The organism is Aquimarina algicola (genome assembly GCF_006443095.1).
Taxonomy (GTDB): domain Bacteria; phylum Bacteroidota; class Bacteroidia; order Flavobacteriales; family Flavobacteriaceae; genus Aquimarina; species Aquimarina algicola.
This window is the reverse complement of the sequence record NZ_VFWZ01000004.1, coordinates 40697-63035: the sequence shown is the minus strand read 5'-3', so window position 1 is coordinate 63035 and position 22339 is coordinate 40697. Positions and strand designations below refer to the sequence as shown.

At 31.1% G+C, this 22339-nt stretch carries 16 protein-coding genes; 5 read left to right on the top strand and 11 right to left on the bottom strand.

The features are described from left to right. Window positions 1-479: 479 nt before the first annotated feature. Window positions 480-2429: a S9 family peptidase gene (locus tag FHK87_RS13975; RefSeq protein WP_140594081.1), complete on the bottom strand. Its 1950-nt coding sequence runs from the start codon at window positions 2427-2429 to the stop codon at window positions 480-482. Next, window positions 2426-5644, bottom strand: coding sequence for a WD40/YVTN/BNR-like repeat-containing protein (locus tag FHK87_RS13970; protein WP_140594078.1), 3219 nt, complete (start codon window positions 5642-5644; stop codon window positions 2426-2428). Before FHK87_RS13970 ends, FHK87_RS13975 begins: the two co-directional genes overlap by 4 nt. A 232-nt stretch (window positions 5645-5876) precedes the next feature. On the opposite strand from FHK87_RS13970, the gene FHK87_RS13965 reads away from it, so the two are divergent. Further along, window positions 5877-6122, top strand: coding sequence for a hypothetical protein (locus tag FHK87_RS13965; protein ID WP_140594076.1), 246 nt, complete (start codon window positions 5877-5879; stop codon window positions 6120-6122). Window positions 6123-6148: 26 nt separating this feature from the next. Here FHK87_RS13965 and FHK87_RS13960 read toward each other — a convergent pair whose 3' ends face one another. Next, entirely contained in the window at window positions 6149-6499 is a 351-nt protein-coding gene (locus FHK87_RS13960) for a hypothetical protein (RefSeq protein ID WP_140594074.1), read from the bottom strand. A gap of 494 nt (window positions 6500-6993) precedes the next feature. On the opposite strand from FHK87_RS13960, the gene FHK87_RS13955 reads away from it, so the two are divergent. Together FHK87_RS13955 and FHK87_RS13950 are read left to right on the top strand one after the other, a co-directional pair. After that, on the top strand, window positions 6994-8124 hold the full coding sequence (locus FHK87_RS13955) for a vWA domain-containing protein (protein WP_140594072.1): 1131 nt from the start codon (window positions 6994-6996) through the stop codon (window positions 8122-8124). A gap of 37 nt (window positions 8125-8161) precedes the next feature. Continuing rightward, window positions 8162-9625 (top strand): sigma 54-interacting transcriptional regulator, encoded by a 1464-nt coding sequence (locus tag FHK87_RS13950; protein WP_140594070.1) that lies wholly within the window; start codon window positions 8162-8164, stop codon window positions 9623-9625. A 10-nt stretch (window positions 9626-9635) separates the two neighbouring features. Here the strand turns inward: FHK87_RS13950 and FHK87_RS13945 are convergent, their stop codons facing one another. The 5 genes from FHK87_RS13945 to FHK87_RS13925 all read right to left on the bottom strand — a co-directional run bounded on the left by FHK87_RS13945 (window position 9636) and on the right by FHK87_RS13925 (window position 16905). Continuing rightward, window positions 9636-10460 (bottom strand): DUF1853 family protein, encoded by an 825-nt coding sequence (locus tag FHK87_RS13945; protein WP_140594067.1) that lies wholly within the window; start codon window positions 10458-10460, stop codon window positions 9636-9638. A 14-nt stretch (window positions 10461-10474) separates the two neighbouring features. Beyond that, window positions 10475-12541 (bottom strand): response regulator, encoded by a 2067-nt coding sequence (locus FHK87_RS13940; protein WP_140594064.1) that lies wholly within the window; start codon window positions 12539-12541, stop codon window positions 10475-10477. 137 nt (window positions 12542-12678) lie between these two features. Beyond that, window positions 12679-14763: a response regulator gene (locus FHK87_RS13935; RefSeq protein WP_140594062.1), complete on the bottom strand. Its 2085-nt coding sequence runs from the start codon at window positions 14761-14763 to the stop codon at window positions 12679-12681. A gap of 193 nt (window positions 14764-14956) precedes the next feature. Next, a complete protein-coding gene (locus FHK87_RS13930; protein WP_140594059.1) occupies window positions 14957-16447 on the bottom strand; it encodes a S10 family peptidase in 1491 nt (496 codons plus the stop codon). Further along, complete coding sequence (locus tag FHK87_RS13925; protein ID WP_140594056.1) at window positions 16444-16905, bottom strand: DUF3291 domain-containing protein; 462 nt, start codon at window positions 16903-16905, stop codon at window positions 16444-16446. Before FHK87_RS13925 ends, FHK87_RS13930 begins: the two co-directional genes overlap by 4 nt. Before the next feature lie 311 nt (window positions 16906-17216). Here FHK87_RS13925 and FHK87_RS13920 point away from each other — a divergent pair, with 311 nt between their 5' ends. Then, the gene (locus tag FHK87_RS13920; protein WP_140594054.1) at window positions 17217-17897 is read left to right on the top strand and encodes a 2'-5' RNA ligase family protein; all 681 of its coding nucleotides are present in this window, start codon (window positions 17217-17219) and stop codon (window positions 17895-17897) included. Window positions 17898-18054: 157 nt separating this feature from the next. Beyond that, complete coding sequence (locus FHK87_RS13915) at window positions 18055-18579, top strand: DinB family protein (RefSeq protein WP_140594051.1); 525 nt, start codon at window positions 18055-18057, stop codon at window positions 18577-18579. 23 nt (window positions 18580-18602) lie between these two features. Here FHK87_RS13915 and FHK87_RS13910 read toward each other — a convergent pair whose 3' ends face one another. From FHK87_RS13910 to FHK87_RS13900, 3 genes are all read right to left on the bottom strand, one after another. Next, the gene (locus tag FHK87_RS13910) at window positions 18603-19175 is read right to left on the bottom strand and encodes a YdeI/OmpD-associated family protein (protein ID WP_140594048.1); all 573 of its coding nucleotides are present in this window, start codon (window positions 19173-19175) and stop codon (window positions 18603-18605) included. An 18-nt stretch (window positions 19176-19193) separates the two neighbouring features. Beyond that, window positions 19194-19961 (bottom strand): hypothetical protein, encoded by a 768-nt coding sequence (locus FHK87_RS13905; protein ID WP_140594046.1) that lies wholly within the window; start codon window positions 19959-19961, stop codon window positions 19194-19196. A 175-nt stretch (window positions 19962-20136) separates the two neighbouring features. Continuing rightward, window positions 20137-22251: a serine hydrolase gene (locus FHK87_RS13900; RefSeq protein WP_140594044.1), complete on the bottom strand. Its 2115-nt coding sequence runs from the start codon at window positions 22249-22251 to the stop codon at window positions 20137-20139. Between the last annotated feature and the right edge of the window lie 88 nt (window positions 22252-22339).

Sequence of the window (22339 nt, the reverse complement as noted above, 5' to 3'; positions counted from 1 at the left end):
AATATATCAATTAGCTACTTTGATCGTTACAGAATTACAAATGATAATACATGTTTTTTTGGGGGTAGAAAAAGTGTATTATATTTTACTTTTTTTCTGTTTTTAGATTCTTCGTTCCTTCCAAATATATAAAAACATTATTTCATTTTTACATTAAAAGTTAACTCAAATCGCTGAAAAATAGTTAATTGAGTTTTAGCCGTAAAGATTTTGAGTTAAAACAGTAATGGAAAAGTAAAGTTTTATAGAAATATAAATTTGTGCTGCACATAGAAGAAATTTCTAAGGTTTTTGTCAGCTACTTTTGAGATGAATTCGAGAAGATAAAAGGGTAAAATATTTTTGAAATTTTATGAGATAACCCCCTACATATTTTCATCTTAATGATTAGCAAAATATTTAACATTAATAGGATATAATTATTAAGTTTATTATACCCTACTAATGTCTATTGCTATTTTAAATCTTATGAACAAAGCCTATGATCCTGTATCACTAGTTTTAGTTTTGACATCATTTGTGGCCTTGTTTTTCTCTCCTTTAAGATGAGCGTCTAAAAATTTTAAAATTTGCCCATATGCTTTGATTTGATTTTCTTTTTTTACAAATCCGTGACCTTCATCTTCAAACAAAACATATTCAACAGGGACGCCATTTTTTCTTACACCTTCTACAATTTCATCAGATTCAATTTTAAGCACTCTGGGGTCTTTTGCTCCCTGTAATACTATCAAAGGTTTTTTTACATTTTCAGTATGGAATAATGGAGATATTTTCTTTAATCTAATCGAATCTTCTGTATTGGGATCTCCCATTTCTTTGTATAAAGCATCTTTGAATGACTCCCACCATGGTGGAATACTTTTTAAGGTTCTCATCCAGTTTGTCACTCCAAATATATTTACTCCCACTTCAAATTCATCAGGGGCATAAGTAAGTGCTGCCATAGTCATATATCCTCCGTAGGATCCTCCGATGATTCCTATTTTGTTTGGATCTATTTCATTTTGAGTACTTAGCCAGTCTTTACCGGAAATGCAATCTTTGAGGTCTTTGTCTCCATGGTTTTGGTCATCCATTTTATAAAAAGTTTTTCCATAACCGCTACTCCCTCTATTGTTTACAGCCAAAATTGCATATCCATGATTTATCAAGTACTGGATGGTAGAATTATATCTTTGTGTTGATTGACCTCCCGGTCCACCATGGACCCATACTAATGCCGGAACTTTATTTTTTTCGCTAGCCTGTTTTGGCAGGTAGTAAATTGCAGGAATTTCTAAGCTATCAAAAGATGAAAAACGAATTACCTGGGCAGCTACCAAATTATTTTCATCAATATCTTTATTTAGAACATCTGTGAGTTTAAAATATTCTTTGGTATTTAAATCATATGTATAAGAATTTGAAGGAGCATTAGAACTACCGACATTTAATATCGCCATAGATTCATCCCAAGAAAATTGAATACGATTAACATCTTTATTTTCTATTGAAGGAAATTCTATTGGGGCATTTTCTTTTATATTTAAAGCATCTACTGTAGTTTTTGCATCTTCATTTGCATAATTGACTTGATATTTTCCATTTCTGGTGAAATAGAAATAGTTAATATCCCATTTCTTTTCGAGTATTTTTTCTTTTGTCTTATCTGATAAGTTATATTTTACAACATAACTAAATTCAGCATTCTCGTCTGTTGTATAATAAAATGAAGTACCATCTGGTGAGAAATCTTGAAATGAATTGTTACTCAAACCATCATTGATTTTGATTTGTTCTTTTGTTTCAGTGTTCAACAAAAAAAGATCAGAATCATTTGTATTTATTGATTTTTCTAAAATAATAAACTTTTTATCCTCAGACATTCCTGATAAGTCCATTCCTTCTTTATTCTCATATATGACTTTGGATTCAAAATTAGAGATATCCATTTCATAATGGTCCATGTACTTTGGGTCGCGCTCATTGCTTCCGTAGAAAAAACTTTTACCATCTTTTGCCCATCTTCTAAAAAGCGCTCTCACATTTTTTTCTGGAGTTAAACGCTTAATCCCTGAACTATCTTTTACAAAAAGCTTAAAAATCTCATCTCCATTTCCGTCCATTCTGAAAAGGATTCTATCATCTTCGGGAAAGTAAGATATACCATACACAGAAGCACTGTCTGATTGTGTTACTGGAGTAAATTCGCCTCCTTTTGAAGGAACGGTATACATATTATAGATACCCGATCGATTACTTGTCATTAACACCTTTGATTTATCCGAAGAAAAACCATTTGCAAAAGCATTTTCAATATCCATAAATTGTTCGATTGAGTATTGCTCAATGTCAATTGCCTTTGCTGTATCTGTATCTACTTTCTTATCTTGTTTACAGGAGTAAAAAAGTAATATTCCTAGACTAATTATTAAAAATTTTCTCATTTGCTGTTTTCTAAATTAAATTCTTTTGTCTCTTTAAAGGATGATATTTTAGAAGCTTCTATAACTTTTCTGTAAGATGGCCATTCTTCTCCAAAAAATACATTGGTTTTTTGTAATGCTTTTTGAAGCTCATCTTTTGCATGTTTGATGAGTGTTTTTTCTGTAGATGTCAAACCATTTTGTCTACTACCGCTATACCAGCTAGCCCAGTCTATACGTTGCATTACATTAATTTCGGGATTACGAGTGATCCCTTGTCTTTTATCTTCTTTTCCGATATATAAGGCAACAATGCTGTCGATTTTTTTCGATATTTCTTTAGATTGTTTGATTTGCTCTTTAAATTTCTTTTTGTCTAATTTTTTTAGTTTTTCCTGAAAATCAGAGGCTATGTCTTTGCTTTCGACTAGTTGTTTTACAGCATCTGCAGCAGTTTGACTAAGTTTTTCTAATTCTTTTGAAGCGGTATATACTTCTGCAATATTCTGTTGTGATACTTGTAGTCTAGGATCACTTTCAACATTTATCATCGTTTCAGACTTTTGATCGCCATACTCCATTACAAGTTTATACTTTCCAGGTTTTACTGCAGTACCTCCGTTTTCAGTCTCCTGTTTTGTGATTTTTCTTGCAGGCCTGTCTGCTCCTTTTTCATCTAAAGCCCATACTATTTTATGAAAGCCTGTTGAGTCAGGTGTTTTTTGTTTAAGCGTTCTAATTAATTCATTTTGATTATACACTTTAAGATAAATTGAATCCCATTTTACAGTAGCTTCTTCTTTTTCATCATTATCTTCTTCTTCTTCAGGTTTTTCTTTTTCGGTGTCTTTTTTCTTTTCGATTGCTTTTATATAATAGGAGATTAAAGCACCTTGTTTTCTATTTTCTGCATTGTATAAAGCATCTCCACCAAAACGGCTTCCTGTAGGCTGTTGATATGCTGCCTGATATGCTGTTGGTGGTTGAAATAATTGTAGTTTTTGATTTAAAATTGTTTTATCCTTTGCTAATGCTCTTAATGGTTTGATATCGTCTAATACCCAAGCAGCTCTTCCAAAAGTTCCAATGATCAAGTCATGTTCTCTTGGATGAATCACTAAATCTTTTACCGAAACAGTAGGGAATCCTTTTGTCCATTTTGTCCAACTATTTCCTGCATCTAGAGAAACATATAAACCATCGTCAGTACCAAGAAATAGAAGATTTTTTTCGATAGGGTCTTCAACAATACTCAAAGTATAGCTTTTTACATCATTTTGATCAACAATGCGCTGCCAGGTTTTTCCATAGTCTTTTGTTCTGTATGCATAAGGTGTATAGTTAAACCTACGATAATCATTTGCTACCAGAAGGGCTTCACCTTTGTTTTTGTTTGAAGCTTTAATTTGCGTAATCCAACTTCCTTTGGGTAGTCCTTTGATATTATTAGAAATATCAACCCAGTTTGTTCCTCCATTTTGTGTAATATGTATTCTACCATCATCGGTTCCTACCCACATCATATCTTTTTCTAATGGCGATGGTTCTATCACAAGTATTGTACAATGGTTTTCTGCACCTGTAGCATCCATAGTAAGTCCACCACTTTCTGATTGTTTCAGTTTTTCAGGGTCATTAGTTGTTAGATCAGGAGAGATCACTGTCCATGTTAGTCCTTTGTCAGTACTTTTATGTACAAATTGGCTTCCGAAATATAGCGTACTATTATTATTAGGATCTATATTAATGGCCGCATTCCAATTAAAGCGTAATTTTACTTTTGGATCAGGATGAGTGGGTCTTACGATATAATTATTTCCGGTGATCCAATCATATCTTACTACGAATCCTTGTTGACTCATTGACCACCCATATTGAGAATTATCTCTATCGGGGATTACATCAAAACCATCTCCAAAAGATATTTCTTGCCAATATGAATTTCGTATTCCTTGATATTTCCATACGTATGCAGGTCCTCTCCAGCTTCCATTATCTTGCATACCTCCATATACATTATAAGGAAACTCATTATCTATATTAATATGATAGAATTGTGCTACTGGTAAATTACCAATAAAACGCCAGTTTTTACCACCATCTCGGGTGATATTAAGTCCACCATCATTACCATCAATCATAAAATTACCATCATTTGGATGTATCCACCAAGCATGATGATCTGGATGAACACCATTATCAACACCATAAGCAGGCATAAGCTGGGAGAAGTTTTTACCACCATCTTCTGAGACATTTACATATGTGAAGACAGAATACACTCTATTTTCATTTTGTGGATCAACAAAAATATCTGAATAATAAAAAGGACGATTACCGATATCATTCTTATTATTGACCATTTTCCAAGTGAATCCACCATCTGTAGATTTATATAATGCATTCTTTTTTGATTCGATAAGTGCATAGACGATATTAGGTTTATTATGGGCGATTGCAAGACCTATTCTACCTAAATCACCTTTTGGTAATCCATCAAGATCAGTACGTTTCTTCCAATTTTCACCTCCATCATGAGTGATGTAAAGTCCAGAACCTTTTCCTCCAGATTTAAAAAACCAGGGGTCTCTTTTATGTTCCCAAAGTGCAGCAATTAATTTATTAGGATTTTTTGGATCTATCACCAAATCTGCTGCTCCTGTTTTGTTATTACTAAACAAGATTTTGCTCCATGTTATTCCTCCATCGGTGGTTTTAAAGATTCCTCTTTCTGGATGTTCTCCCCAAGGAGAACCTATGGCAGCTACATAAACGATATTAGGATTTGTGGGATCAATAATAACTCTGTGAATGTGACGTGTTTTTTCGAGCCCCATTAACGTCCAGTTTTTCCCTCCATCAAGTGATTTATAAATACCATATCCACCATTTAAACTATTCCTGGGGTTACCTTCTCCTGTTCCAACCCAAATAACAGAAGGGTTAGATTGTTGTACCGCAACTGCTCCTATGGATGCTGTAGCTTCATTATCGAATATAGGATCCCATTTGATACCTCCTGAAGTAGATTTCCAAAGACCGCCAGAAGCAGTACCTGCATAAATAATATCTGGATTTGAGTTTACAACGTCTATTGATGTTACGCGACCACTCATACCACCAGGACCAATATTACGTGGGGTATTGTCCTTAATAAGATCCATAGAAAGTTTCTGACCTTGTATGGGTAAAGTGATCACTAATAATAAAAGAGGAATAAAAAAGTATTTTTTCATTTTTTGGATGTGAGTTAATGAGTTGTTGTGCTTTTCTGTATAAAAATATGGTGTGAGTCGAAATAAATTATCTACAATCATACATATTAGACAAGCTAAATAAGTAGAGAATATAGTTTAAACACACTTTAATTTTTAGAAAGTCCCTAAAATAAATAAAATGAAAAAGTTAAACTCTTAAAGCGATGTTAAGGTGAAAACTGTATTTTTAGATATAAAATTTTTGTAATTCATGAAATTTATCGAAATAACTGTTAAAAATCACATTATTGTACATGGTTTTGATGCGAGAAATCAAGAAATCACTGAAGAAGTAAAGGTAGAAGAAGCTTCGAAAAAAACGATTGCAGTAGATCGAATTTTATCAATTAGTAATCAGTTTATCTTAACCAAGTATGCCTATGATAGAGTTATTTACTGGGAATATCTGGAAGACTATGAGACTTTAAAATCTATGCTGGATTGTACTAATGAATAATACAGAGTATGAATGGTAAAAAAATATTATAAAGCACTATTTCTGGCAGAGATTAAATTAAAATCTTTATCAACTTTTATGATCATTGTTTTACCAGTGTGAAGATTAACCATTTTCCATCTAAAACCATAAGGGGTCTCAAAAATTGCTGATCTAGCTGATTTCCTTAAATCTATGCCGTCTAGATTTTCTGTTATTTCATTAGCTAGAAGATCAAGACCTCTTTCTCTTACTTCGTCTGTAGTAAGCTTTCGTTCTTTAGAGTCTTGTATATGATCACTAAAAGTATTTTGAACTTTATTAACTTCTATAAAAGAATAGGATTGAAATGTTGTAAGCAATAATACAATGGTATATAGTATATAATGTTTCATCATCCATAAAGATTTTAATATTATATACTACTCTCCTTATAGTATATAATTATACAGGTTGTGTTTTAATTTTCATTTGTATTTGTAAAGTGCTTCAACAATAATTTGGTTAGGGGTACATATAAAGTTACTATATAAACGGGGTTTATTATGATATTATTTTGTTAAAAAACGTGATTTTCCATAATTTTTATTAAAAAATAAACTTTATAGATGCTTATCGTGATGAATTTGGTTGTTTATTAGCTGTTTAGGTCGTTTTGTTTACAGCATTTCAATCCTATATTTTTAACTTAATTATACGATAAAACAACTGATTACCTCATAATATACTTTTATAGATTTTCTAGACAATACAGTAAAAAAGCATGGTTATTGGGATATAGTTGGGTAAGAACTTCTAGAAATAAACCTATTTCTCCAAAACAAATGTTAATTCTTATTTCTTGATAAGAGTAAGTGCTCTTATCTTTTATAAAATATACTAACTTTAACATATGAAAAAGAAGAAAAATAATTTAAGAAAAGGTTTTAGTTTTAAAATATTTGAAGCTCCTGATCAATCCCCATTTGATAAGCTTTTTGATATTTTTCAGGAAATTATCACACATACCTCTGGTGATCTAGACGAAGCACTAGACTGGATGAAGGAGTTAGACAAAGAATATAAGTTGACTGATGAAAACTATACATTAGATGACTTTGTAGAAGATTTGAAAAAGAAAGGCTATATCAGGGAAGAGATTAAACCTGATGGGCAAGGAGGGATGTCTATTACTGCTAAAACTGAGCAAGCAATTAGAAAACGCGCCTTAGATCAAATTTTTGGAAAGCTAAAACGTAGTGGATCCGGTAACCATAGAACCAATTATATAGGTAAAGGAGATGAACACTCTGGAGAATTTCGTAATTATCAATATGGAGATTCATTAGAAAGAATTTCACTAACAGAAAGTTTCAAAAATGCACAAATCAATCATGGTATAGATGATTTACGCCTTACCGAAGACGACCTTGTTGTGGAAGAAACGCGTTTTAAAGCCCAAATGAGTACTGTATTAATGATAGACATTAGTCATAGCATGATTTTGTATGGCGAGGATCGTATTACTCCTGCAAAAAAAGTTGCAATGGCATTAGCAGAACTTATCACAACGCGATATCCAAAAGATACATTAGATATATTAGTTTTTGGAAATGATGCATGGCCTATTGCAATCAAAGATTTACCTTACCTCCAGGTTGGTCCTTATCACACCAATACTGTAGCGGGCTTAGAATTGGCTATGGATATGCTAAGAAGAAAGAGAAATACAAATAAACAGATTTTTATGATTACAGATGGTAAACCGAGTTGTCTCAAATTGCCTGATGGACAATATTATAAAAATAGTAATGGTTTGGATAGACATATTGTAAATAAATGTTACATGATGGCGCAACAAGCTAGAAGATTACATATTCCTATTACAACCTTCATGATTGCACAAGATTCTTATTTAATGCAATTTGTAAGGGAGTTTACCCATGCAAATCAAGGGAAAGCTTTTTATACGGGACTTAAAGGATTGGGTGAGATGATTTTTGAAGATTATGAGACCAATAGAAAAAAACGAATAAAAGGATAGTAGATTAAAATCAAATCAAAAAAAATTGAACATAAATATGAAAATTGAAAATATAAAAACACTCGGAGAATTAAAATCAACCGGATATACAAGTAGATCTATAAAAGAAGAACTCCGGAATAATTTGAGACAGAAAATTGTTGCAAATGAAGACACTTTTACAGGAATACATGGGTATGAAAATACTGTGATACCAGAGTTAGAAAGAGCGATTCTTTCTAGACATAATATCAACTTATTAGGGCTAAGAGGCCAAGCCAAAACTCGATTGGCAAGACAAATGGTTAATTTATTGGACGAGTGGATACCGGTAGTTGAAGGTTCAGAAATTAATGATGATCCTTTTCAACCAATATCAAGATATGCAACCAATCTCATTAAGGAAAAAGGAGACGATACTCCTATTAGTTGGTTACATCGATCCGAGCGTTTTGCAGAAAAACTGGCTACTCCAGATGTTACAGTAGCCGATATAATAGGAGACGTAGATCCTATTAAAGCAGCAAATCTAAAATTAAGCTATGCAGATGACAGAGTGATTCATTTTGGGATGATTCCAAGAGCAAACCGTAGCATTTTTGTTATAAATGAACTTCCTGATCTACAAGCAAGAATACAGGTGGCATTATTCAATATTTTGCAAGAAGGAGATATACAGATAAGAGGTTTTAAGTTGAGGTTACCTCTCGATATTCAATTTGTATTTACAGCTAATCCTGAAGATTATACAAATAGAGGAAGTATCGTTACTCCTTTGAAAGATCGAATAGGTTCTCAAATTTTAACACATTATCCAGAAACTATAGAAATTGCAAAAACAATAACAGAACAAGAAGCCAAACTAGATTCTAGACAATCTGATTTAGTATATGTACCAGAAATAGCTAAAGATCTACTTGAACAAATTAGCTTTCAGGCTCGAGAGAGTGAATTTATTGATCATAAAAGCGGGATTAGTGCCAGAATGAGTATCACTGCTTACGAAAACCTATTAAGCACCGCAGAACATCGTGCACTACAATCCGGAGATGAACATACATTATTAAGGCTTAGTGATTTTATAGGCGTAATCCCTTCTATTACAGGTAAAGTGGAGTTGGTATATGAAGGAGAACAAGAAGGAGCAGCTTTTGTTGCAAATTCATTGATTTCTGATGCGATCAAAGCATTGTTTCCAGGCTATTTTCCTAAAATAGAAAAATTAGAGAAAGAAGATTATGAGAGCCCTTATCAAGATCTTATCAGTTGGTTTTTTGAAGAAAGTGGATTTGAATTACTAGATGATGTATCAGACAAAACCTATAGAGAGCAATTGGATACTATAGTACCACTTCATAATTTGATAAAAGAGTACCAACCGGATATTGATGAAAAAGATAGTTATTTTATGATGGAGTTTCTTTTATGGGGATTAGTAGAGTACAAAAAACTAAGCAAATACAGATTGTCAGAAGGTTTTAGATTTAAAGACCTGTATGGAAGTTATATTAGCGGGCTTTAATAGAATTATCTCACCACCAGACAATAAAAAATCGTTCATATTGATCCTCATTGCGTTTTATCCAAACCATTGGGGATCTTTTTTTTGAGAGGAATGATTGTATTTTTTCTTCTATATCTTCAAAAGAAAACCAGGTAGTACATTGATTGGGATTAACTAGCCAATATTTTTTCTCAGGAATGCAAAATACAAAAGAGGAGTATGCCTCACGATGAAATTCATGTTTATGAATCCAAAAACCTATAATACAATTAGTATTGACAATAGGAATACTAGAGTTTTGTAATGAAAGATGAACAAATAAATTTGCCATATAACACACTTTTTGATCAATATATTTGGGGTCTATGTTGAGATGCTCTAGAATAGGAAATGTTTCCTCTTTATATAATAAAGGTAGCTGTTTTGTTTTTAACTTTTCTATTTTTTGAAGCAGACTATCTTTTCGATTAGGACCTATCCATCTTTCTAATTCATTACTAATTGTATGATCATAAACATAAAACTTAAAAATGAGTTCTACATGTATAATAGTATCTTTATTAAGATCTTTAATAATAAAATCTAACTCTCCAATAGTAATTTTTTCTTTGAAAACCTGTAGATTCTTAGCTAGAAGGGTATAGATATCAGAATTTTCTATGCAATATTCAAAAAAATGTTCAACTCTCTTACCAAGCACTTCATTATCTCCCACATGTATTGAGTGTATAGTGTCATATGAAATATTATTTATGCTTTTGAAATCAAATTGTTGTAAACCGAAGTTAAAATCATCCCATAGAAGGTGACTCTGTAAAAAACCTTGTAATTGTTGCGATAATTCAAAATGCATTCTACTAAGGCTTCTTAGATTTTTGATAGTACTGAAAAGTATTTGTTAATCAATGGCTTAAGAATATTTCTGTCTACAGGTTTAGAAACAAAATCATCGCAACCTGCATCGAGTGCTTTTTGTATATCTTCTTCTGTAGAATAGGCCGTTTGAGCGATTATAGGTAATTTTGGTCTTATTTTCTTGATTTTTTTGGTAGCAGTATAACCATCCATTATTGGCATTCTAATGTCCATCAAAATAAGGTCAATACTCTCATTTTGCTCACAAATATCTACTGCTTCTTTGCCATTTTCGGCTCTATGAATGGCAAATTTATATCCGGACATTTTAAGAAGTAAGGTTTTTAGAAATAAAAAATTAACGTCTCCATCTTCAACAATTAAAATAACTTGTTTGATAGGAACATCTGCTTCTTTCTGATCTACTAATGTTTTGTTTTTTTCTGGGTTTAAAATTGGATTGTATGGCATAGTGAGCGTAAATTCAGAACCTTTATTAATCATCGAAGTAAAAGAAATACTGCCTCCTATAAGTTGTGCATTATGAGTAGCAATAGATAATCCTAATCCTAATCCATCATAGCTTTTTGTAACCTCTTTTTCAGATTGAGAAAAGCTATTAAAAATTAACTCTTGATCAGATGACTTTATTCCTATACCAGTATCTTTTACTGATATTCTCAAATATTTTATATCGGTTTTACAGGTTATTTCTATTATTCCTTTGGACGTAAATTTAATAGCATTGTCAATCAAGTTATGTAATATCTTATTTACTTTTAAAGGGTCAGTTAAGATAATACTTTCTTCATTAGTTAATTTATTATCTAATTTTATAGCAATATTTTTACTTATAGCTTTACTTTGAAAGTTTGAGAATAATCGCTCTAATAATTTATTAATGTCAGTCTCTTCAAAATGTACTTTAATCTGTTTGGTCTCTAATTTTGAAATTTCTATGATGTCATCTATAATACTAATTAATTGATTGCTACTATCAATAATAATTTTTGAGTATTCTTTCTGAGAATCTGGAGTGATTTGCGGGTCATTGAGAAGTTCAGAAAAACCAATAATACCATTCATAGGTGTTCTGATCTCATGTGATATATTATGGATAAAAGCTGTTTTTAACTTGTTACTTTCTTCAGCGCGCTTTTTTGCAATATGTAATTCATTCGTCTTTTTTCTAATAAGGTATTTTAAATATCTGTTGAGTAATAGAATTATAATAAATAATAGAAGAATTATGCTCGACAGCGCTATCCAAAAACTTGCTTTTTTATAGAATGGCACTATAGCATGATATAACCAATTATCAAATATTGTCTTTTTCTCATTATCACTTACATGATTAGATACTTTTTGGATAATTTGATTGAGGATGATATTATCTTTTTGTACTGCTAAACTAGGAGTATAGCTATATTGTGTAGGCGAGATAATTTTTAGATCTGTGAGATTCTCTGTTTTTATTAGATAGTTAGCCACTGCTTTTGGGCCAATATAGGCGTCATATACTTTTTTATTTACTTGTTTTAAACAAGTAATGTCATCAATTTCTGTAGCTATCGTAAGTCTAGGTTCTTTTTCTTTTAGAATTTCATGAACACCATAATTTAAAGGAACAGTAACAATTTTATCATAATACCTTTTTAACTTTTTACCATAATCATTGTCTTTGTGAGTAACAATTACATAATTAGATTCAAAAAGTTGAGAGTAAAAATTAAGATAAGTAGTTCTATTTGATGTTTGTTGTATTTCTAAAACAATATCTAGTTTATCCTGACGAGAATCTTCAAGTAATTGATTCCAATTTGTATATAATTTCTTTTTGAAGTGATAGCCTGTTTTAGCCTCTAAGAGTGATAAATAATCTAGTAATATTCCATCGATTTTGTCATTGTCATTGATGAATTGATATGGAGCATAGTATGGAAATAATCCTACAGAAATACTATCATGATTTTGCAACCATTCTCTTTCTTCTTGATTCAGTATTGAAGATTTAGAGCACGAAAAGAAGATCATAATAAATATGAACAAAAGTATAGTGTGTAGTAGTTTTTTCAACATAGTTTTATGCTATTAACCACTTACTTTTCTTTCCCTATATACTAAAGATACTATTTACTAATAACACTTTCAAGCATTGTGAGTATTATTTCTAAAAAAAATGTTAAAAACAATATACAAAATACCTTGAAACTACTTTAAATAATAGGAGAAGTGGTGGTATTAATAGGTAAATATTTATTAATTACTTTCTTTAGTTCGATAAGATCTATGGGTTTTGAAATAAAATCATCGCATCCTGCTTTGTATGCATTTTGGATGTCTTCTTTTGTGGTATAAGCCGTTTGGGCAATTATAGGAATACTTTTATCTAATGATTTGATAAGTTTTGTAGCATTATAACCATTCATTATTGGCATTTTTATATCCATAAAAATTAAATCGATTTCATTATTTTCTTCATAAAATAAAACAGCTTCTTTACCATTATGTACTCTATTGATGATAAAATGATACTCATCTATCTTATTTAATAATGTTTTTAAAATCAAGAAATTAACGTCTCCATCTTCTGCAATCAGAATACGATTAGATGGTGTAGTTGGCTTTTCATATTTATTTGTAATGGTTTGTTCATTGTATTTTTTTGGATTTGCGGTATAAGGTATTTCTATTCTAAATGTTGATCCTTTTTGAGGAATAGAAGAAAAAACAATTTGTCCTTTCATTATGCTAACATTTTCTTTGGCTATCGCCAACCCTAATCCTAAGCCTCCGTACTTTCTTGCTATTTGATTTTCAGATTGCGAAAAAATATTAAAAATAATTTCTTGATCTTTTTCGTCTATTCCAATACCAGAATCTCTAACTGTAATTATTAAAGTTTGATTTTTTATGCTACATGATACTAATATGGCGCCTTTTTTTGTGAATTTGATAGCATTTTCTACCAGAGCAGAAATAATTTTGATAAGTTTTGATCTATCGGTTATAATATATCGTTGATGATCTTCTATGTTTTTATTAAGAATTAAAGAGATTGATTTACTCTTGACTTTTTTTTCAAATTTTAGAAAAATGATATCGAAAATTTCAAAGAGATCAGTTTCTTCTGGGCTAAATATTACTTGTTTGGTTTGTAATTTTGATACTTCAAGAATATTGTCTATTGTATTGATAAGTTCTTTACTACTTTTAATAACGATATCTATGTAGTTGGCTTTTTCATCCTTTGTAATATCAGGTTCTTCCAAAAACTTAGAAAAACCTATTATACCATTCATAGGAGTTCTTATTTCATGAGAGATATTATTGATAAAAGCAGTTTTTAGTTGGTTATCTTTTTCTGCCATATTTTTTGCCAACCTTAGTTCCTTTGTTTTTTGTTTGACCATGTAACTCAGGTAGAAATTAAGTCCAAGACTCAAAATAAAGCAAGCAATTATGACAGAGATACATGAAATCCAAAAACTAGCTTTTTTGTAAAAGGGTTTTTTAGCAGTATAAAGCCAGTTCTCTGCAATATTTTGCTTTTCATTTTCAGAAATTGATTTTTCAGCTTTTATAAAAATGCTATTGAGCATTTTATTTTTTTTATCTATTGCAATTCCGGGTTTGTAATACAATTCTGTTTCTGCAATGATTTCTAAATTATCAAGATTTTGAGTTTTGATAAGGTAATTTACAATTGCTTTGGGGCCAATGTAAGCATCATATTGGCCTGCATTAAGCTTTTTTAGACATACAAGGTCGCTTTTATCTTCAATGAACTTTTGGTTTGGATATTTTCTTGTAAGATTTTCAAAAACTGCATAATCTTGTGGTACTGTAATTTCTTTATTTTTATAGTCTGATATTTTGTCTCCTTGTGATGTACCTTTTCGAACGGTGATTACATGCTTAGAGGTAAAGAATTCTGAATAAAAATTTAAGTACTTTTTGCGATTTTTGGTAGCTTGTATTTGTGTCGTTATATCAATTTTTCCTTTTTTTACATCCTCCATCAAGCGAGGCCATTCTTGATAATATTTTCGTTTGAACTTGTGGTTCAGCTTTTCTTCAATTAAACTTATATATTCAATAGAAAGCCCTTCTATAGTATTGTCTTCATTAATGAATTGATAGGGTGGATAATCAGGGGATAGTGCAATAGTAATATTGTCCTGATTTGCTAGCCAATCTTTTTCTTCATCTGTTATAGGGGTTTGTTTATTGCAGGAAATCAGTGCAATAAAACATGTAGAGAATATAAAAAGTATGTATAGTAGTTTTTTGATATACATTTACTATTTTCTTAAACAGAAATCAACAAGTTCTCTGTTTAAAGATAGTGTAATACTAAGTTTTTTGAAACTAAAAAATAGATTATTTACTTACTATAACTACTGTATAAGAGTACTTTTTTAACTTTTATTCATTATTATGTTTCTTCAGATCTTTAATTTACAAAGGTTTATGTGTTTTAATGATTAATTTTTAATATTTTGATCCTTTTTGTATAGCAGCAAAAGATTTGGTAATGAATGCTCTAATATCTTCATTAGCTTGTATTAAATCTTCATTGCGTAGATACATCATATGACCGCTTCGATATCCTTTAAAACTTAATCGATCTGTGAGTTTACCATTTATGTTTAACTGGCGCATAATATATTTGGCATTAAAATAGGTGGTTGCACCATCATAATATCCTGATTGTATCATGGTATGTAGATTAGCATTCATTGCCATAGCTTTTCTTAAATTCTCACCTGTATAATTGTTTTTGCTTCTATCCCAAGGGCGAACCGGTCCAAACATATTATACTTAAGGTCAGTTTTAAAGTTGAGTTCTTGTTGATAATAATAATTAATAGCAGGAGTAAATGCATGTAGCCATGATGTGAGTTCACTATTGTAATCAGGTGTATCACCAGCTTCTTTGATATCCATTCCTTTATAGCGAGAGTCGAGTCTACCAATAGTATATCCCTCTTTATCTCGTAATAAGTCTTTCCAAAAATATGATTTTGGGACTTCTAGGTTATGTTGACGTATTGTTCTTTTAGATAATCCAGAATAATATGCCATTTTATTAATCACTGCTTCCTTTTTTTCTTGATCAAGGTAACCTCCTTTTACAATTGCGGGCAATAATTCATCAATAGCATATTGTTCTACTTCTGGCAATACTTCTTCTAAATCCTTATTTTGAAGTGCAGGAGGTAACATTTTATGATACCATGCTGCGGCAGCAAAATAGGGGAGGCGATTAGCAATTTCTACAGGGCCGGCGAATTTAAAACCGATTTCTGTAGGAGATACTAATATAACACCATTAAGGTACATCCATTGGCGATTTTGTAGCTCTAGAGCAAGGCCTGACACACGAGTAGTTCCATAACTTTCTCCGATAAGATATTTTGGTGACCTCCAACGATTATTTCGGGTTACAAATGTATTGATCCAATCAGCTAGATATTTAATGTCTTCGTTTACTCCAAAAAACAATTTCTTTTCAGGTAATTTTCCGTCTTTTCCCGGTACTCGTCTAGAATATCCTGTATTTACAGGATTAATAAAAACAATATCGGCAACATCAAGAACAGAATTAGGATTAGATTTTATTCCATAAGGTTGTATAGGAAAACCTTCTTCATCGATATTAAGAATTCTAGGGCCTGTATAGGCAATATGCATCCAAACAGAAGCAGAGCCCGGTCCCCCGTTAAATGATATTAACAAAGGTCTGTTCTCATCATTTTTTATGTCTGATCTTTTATAATAGGTATACGATAGAGAGGCAATTGGCATGCCATCCTCATTCCATACAGGCTGAAAACCAACAGTTGCTTTATAAGGGATAGTTTTTCCTTTAATTGTAGCGCTATGATTTGTAACTATTGTCGTATCTATAGGCACTTTAATACTTTGCGCTTTTGTAATATATGTAGTTATGAATAATAGGAATAATAATATCGTTCTCATTGCTTAAAATTTAAAGCTTCTTTGGATGTAAATCTGTTTTTAAAAGAAAATGCATATGGGGTTTCACCATGTTCTTGTAAATAATACAATCTTTCTTTGGCTTCTTGTGGTGATGGTGTATGATGATCTTCTACATACCATAGTGCCATATGCATTCTGGGCATTTTGTGAAACCATTCTTTTTTTCTTTTTAGAATATCGGCATGTGCTGTTTTATAGACAAAGTCAAAAAGTGTTTCGGTATTTTCCCAGACAGATAGGTTAATGATTAAAAAAATATTATCGAATACTGTTATAGAAGTAGCATTATCATCTCCCTCTTCTTTGAGTCTCCAGACAAAACCTTTGCTTTGTTCTGCCAACATATTAATTCGATCCAAATTATTTACAAAATCTGCCATAATAGGATCATCTATCGGGGCAAGCATTTCTGCAATGTTTACTTGAGCTAATTGCATATGGTTTATAATATCTTTTTTACTGTTCTGTGATTATTAATATCTAAAGATAGAAAATACTACCAATGTTATGACAATAAAGATGTATTTATGAAAAAATATTGACATACTTTAATAGACATTACTGAATTTTTAAAGTATAGTGCCAAAATTTGAACTTCAAAGGAGCAATTACCAATCAAAAATTGTACTGTCACTTTATGTCTGTGATTTGTTTACTAAATTAGTTCTTGGAACATGTAGCAAACTATATACTAATCATTAGGCTATATTATGGCAAGCACTCATAATAATTTGAAAATTTGTAATTAATGAATTTAGAAAGTCACTATAAAGAACTCTATGATCATTCAATAAGTAAGATTTCTTCCGATAATTATGAGATTGATAATTTGATAGATTCTGACAAGGATAATCGGTTTGGAATAACACTTTTGATAAGACCTCCGATCGAAATAAAAGAAGAAATACAAAAATTTATCAAAGAAATTAAGAGAATAGAACCCAACCAATACTATTATCCAAATTCTGATATTCATATTACTGTAATGTCAATCATTTCTTGTTATGATGGTTTTGATATGAAAACTATTGATTTAAAAAAGTATATTGAATTGACTCAGAAATGTCTTCTGGAAAAAAGAGAATTTAGTATCACTTTTAAAGGAATTACAGCTTCACCTTCTGGAATTATGATTCGAGGATTTATGAATACTAACGAGTTGAATGATATTAGAGACAGGTTGAGAAAAGAATTTAAAAATTCTAATCTAGAACAGAGTTTAGACAAAAGGTATTCAATACAAACAGCACATTCAACAATTATTCGATTTAAAACAAAATTGAGCCAAAAAGAAAAATTTTTAAAGGCTTTAGATAAAAATATTAATTACAATTTTGGAGCCTTTAAAGTAAATAAATTTGAGCTTGTCTTTAATGATTGGTATCAGAGAGATAAATATGTCAATAAAATATATGATTTTTTTATTTAATATAACATAGCCTCGCAAGTACTGTATAAAGATAATTGTTTGTTGTTGTTAACTCTGAAGAGAATTTATAGACCTTATTTATTAAGACAGTTTGTTTTAAAATAAGTATCCTAGAAGATTGAAAAACGTTGTGATGAATAAAAAATAAAAATTGGTTATGAATTTTGAGTTAGACAAATCAATAGAAATATTGCGTAATACTCCTTTAGTTCTAAAAACCATGTTGGATGGTTTATCTGAAGAATGGATTAAAAATAATGAAGGTGAAAATACCTGGAGTCCATATGACATATTAGGACACTTGATTGTTGGCGAACAAACAGATTGGATTGTACGTGTCAAAATAATTTTAAGTGATTCTGAAAACAAATTCTTTGAACCTTTTGATAGGTTCGCCCAATTCAATCAAGATCAAACAAAACCGATTAGTGATTTAATAATAGAATTCAAATCATTGAGAGAGAAAAGCCTGAAAGAATTGACCTCATTACATATTACCCAAAAAGATTTTGATCGAATAGGAATCCATCCCGAATTTGGTAAGGTTACTCTTAAGCAATTGATTTCGACTTGGGCGGTTCATGATTTGGGGCATATTGCACAAATATCCAGAGTTATGGCAAAACAATATACAGAAGAAGTTGGCCCCTGGTATAATTATCTAGGAATACTTAAAAAATAACGATAACATGACAATTTTGAATATTATCGATTATCTCTTGATTTAATGTTTTTTTCGCAAAATTCGATAATAGCAGTAATGCGTTTATCCCTTGTTTCTTGTCTTTTTGCCTGATGAAGCCAGTATAGATAATTTTTACGATATCCCTTCGCAAAATTATTGTAGTTATTAAATGCTAATGCGTTTTGATCAAACGCTTTTTGAAGGTCTTCTGGTATAATCCCATTCTCAACATCATCTAAAGCTATCCATGATCCATTGTTTTTTGCAATTTCTATACTAGATAAACCACTTTTATGCATTAGCCCTTGATCAATGAGATCAATAATATAGGTTTTATTGAGTTTACTCCATACACTTTTAGGTTTACGAGGGCAGAAATATTGTCTACGTCTCTCATGATCCAATCTTTTTACAGTAGAATCAATCCAACCGTAACATAGAGCTACTTTTACAGCTTCTTCCCAACGCATACTTGGCTGTTTACTGTCTACTTTATAAAAAATAAGATAAATACCCTTATAGCTATTATGATGATCATGTAGCCAATTACGCCACTCGGTATCATTTTTAAAATAGAATTCGGGTATTTCCATATCTTGAGGTTTGGTATATTATTGTGTTATGATATAATTGATTTTATCGACTCCCGTATTTCCGGTATTAGGAGCATAAGCAGATATAATAACTTCATAAGTGCCCGTTTCATTTGTAATAAAGTTGCCTTCAAATAGATTAGGTGATGTCGATACAAGTTTAATTTGATCAATTATTGTGTCATTCTTTTTTACTATACCATTTACTTCAATTTTTTCAGCGTCCCAAAGTCCTCCTTTGCTAATGGTGCATCCACACATCATAACCACATTTGCTTGTATATTGACTTTTTTTTGCGATAGTGTTTTTAACGATATAAATTGATGGGTTCTCGGAGTTAAAATATCAACTATGAATCCGGGGATTTCTACAATAACACCATCGTTAAGAATATCTTTACCCGGGATTACCCATATTTCTGTAGTGGCAGTAACAGAAGCTTGTTTTTTATTTACAGGAGCGACTACTTGTATAGATACAAAAACGGGTTCTGCTATATCTAGCTCAGCAAGAAATCCTGAAGTAGTATCATCTGTAATCATCATATCTCGCTCTCTTGCTGTTTTCATGATTAGGGTTGTATTACCCGTACCTCCTTTTGTTTTTCCTTGTGAAAGGATTTCACCTGTCAATTTGTTTTTTACAGTGACATAAGCTCCTCCTATTGAGCTACCAATAAATTTGGCATCTTTGGCTTTTGCTCTAATCATTACTTTGGTGGGAGTAGCATTAGACAATAGATAAAAGAACAGTGAAAAAAATGTAATGAGGATTTTGTATTTCATGATGATTTGTGTTTCTCTACTATAGATTAAATTAGTTTCTGACTCAGCATAAGTTTGTTCTTAAAAGTACTAAAGTTTTTAAAAGTAACTATTGATTAATGTAATACTATTATTAAAAAAATAAACCTCTTCTTTATTAAGTAAAAAAGAGGTTTATTTCTGAGTCAAAATATTATTATAATTTACCGGTAACTAAAAATTGATCAAGATCATTATGCAATATTTTACCTGTATTACTATTCGTAAAAATCACAAACCCCATATCTAAATCTTTATACATTTTTGCTAAACATCTAAAATCACCATTATTTCCACCGTGTCCAAAACTAAGGCCAAAAGGTGTTTTTTGCATAGAAATACTCAAACCAAAATAATTTTCATATCCATCAGGTTCAGGGTCTTCTTCATCTGTAGGAATTACTGTTTGGATTTTGAACATTTTGTCGTAGGTACTAGGTTTTAGTCCTTTTCTATCTGATAATCCAATTAAAAAATTGGTAAATGTTTTTGCCTCGGTATGCATTGTTGAAGCTACACCTGGGTTTTCGGGTAAATCTGCAGGTGTAGGTAAATTATCAAAATGGCCATTAGATTTTACTTTAGCTAAGTAGTCGTTTTTTGAAAAATAAGTGTTTTCTAATCCCAAAGGATCTACGGCTTCTTCTTTTAAAATATCATTCATATCTTTTCCTGTGATATGTACAATTACTCTTTTTAGATACTCAAAACCTTCTCCAGAATATTGATATTGAGTGCCTGGTGTAAATTTTATATCAATTTTTCCGTCAGGATTGTTATTTGCCCAATTAGGAAAACCTGTTTGATGAGACAACACATGTCTGGCTGTAATGAGTTTATAACGCTCGTCGTGTGCTATATCTTCGAAAGGAAGATACTGATATAAAGGTTTGTCTAAATCAATGATTCCTTTTTCTACCAGTCGCATTACAGCAAATCCAAAAACAGGTTTGGTTATAGATGCGGCTTCAAACAGCGTGTTATGATCAACTTTTGCTTTGGTAAACGTATTTTTGACTCCATATGTTTTATGATAGGCAATTTTACCATCTTTTATAAGCGCCATTGATACTCCCGGAATTTGATAATATTCTTGATAGGTTTTGATAAATCTATCGATAGCCTCAGTATTTTTTTTGTCAAAATTATGTAAGACACCTTTTTTGGGTATTAGATCCGGTGCTTTAATAGAATTTATAGCCATTGTAGGTGCAATATTTTTTTGATTTTCTTGTATTGCAACTATTTTGTGTTCTTGGGTATCAATGCGGATAACTTCATCATTGTTTTTTACCGTTTGAGTGGCATAACTTATTTGGTATTTGCCTACGGGAAGTTCTACATTATAAGCTCCTGTAGAATCTACAAGAATTTGTGTCCATAATCGTGGTGTTTTTTCTGAGGTGTATCTAATGTATTCTGGATAACTTTTTTCATTATTTTGCTTCCAAGATAATCTACCTTCTACGACTCCTGTCTTCATTTGAGTATCCATAAGAATAATATCTCCTAATCTAGCAGGAAAACTACTTTTCCCTAATTTATTGCCCCAGGTAATGTAAGAATTAGAAGGTTTTCTGTCATTTGTGTCTTTATCTACAAAAACAAAATCCATCCCGATGGTTTTTGGTAAAGCAACTTGCTGTTCCATTTTTACTTTACACTCATAAATAGTTTTGTTTCCTTTGCGGGAGTGAACAATATCTATATTATCCCAATTGGTCATTTTTTTTGAAGGATCCCAGCTTACAGACTGATCATTGGTATGTTTGTAACTCTTGCCGTATTGATATAAATCCACTCCTGATCCATTGGGAGAATGTTGTTCATCAAAGTAAAAATTAAAAATATCCTGAGTATTCCATTCTGCAGTTGAAGATGTATCGATGATATGAGAATCATCAGTTACTACAGCGATTACATAGATGGCTTTTTCTTTGATATTGTATCCTACATGAAAATAGGCTTCAAAGTCATTTTTGCCTCGACTACTGTTTCCCAATGGTCTATGTTGTATAGGATAAGCATTCAAACTTTTGGGCCAGTCAGATAAATCTCCATCTACAGTAATATTTGATATAGGATATGCATAGGCAATAGCACCATTAGAAAATTCTTCAGCATCAATATAACTTGATTTTGAGATGATATTATTGCCGTAGACAACACTAAAAAAAAGAGGAATAAATAGAAATGTTACAAAGATTGTTGTTGATATGTTTCGATGTTCGTTTGATTGATGATGATTACTTAAATTTGATTGATGATACATAATGAAGTTTTTTAGATTGATGACGAACAGTTAATAATAAGAGATACAATTATTTGTAAACTGTTACAGTTTGTATCTAAAATATATT